Source organism: Mycobacterium ostraviense (assembly GCF_002705925.1).
Taxonomy (GTDB): domain Bacteria; phylum Actinomycetota; class Actinomycetes; order Mycobacteriales; family Mycobacteriaceae; genus Mycobacterium; species Mycobacterium ostraviense.
Window position 1 is genome coordinate 1 of record NZ_NKRE01000033.1, and the last position, 264, is coordinate 264.

Consider the following 264-nt stretch of genomic DNA (forward strand, 5'->3'; position numbering starts at 1 on the left):
GGTACGCACCAGCGAACTTTTCGACGTTTGGTGGGACTAAGAAAGCATACGGGCCGATGACAAATGCAAAACTGCCTGATGTGCTACGTTTATCAGGCCTACAAAGATGCACGATCGAGTAGGCTGGATAAGGCGTTTACGCCGCATCCGGCAAATCCCCAGCCCGGACCTTCCGGGCTTTACGCATATCTGGAAGGCAAAATGTTTGGTAACTTAGGACAGGCAAAAAAATATCTCGGCCAGGCGGCGAAGATGTTGATTGGC

1 protein-coding gene is annotated in these 264 nt (G+C 51.1%); it reads left to right on the plus strand.

Annotated features, from left to right (window positions below):
• Positions 1-78: 78 nt before the first annotated feature.
• Positions 79-264: hypothetical protein (locus CDN38_RS33645; protein WP_497755999.1), on the plus strand; the 186-nt coding region annotated here is incomplete at its 3' end.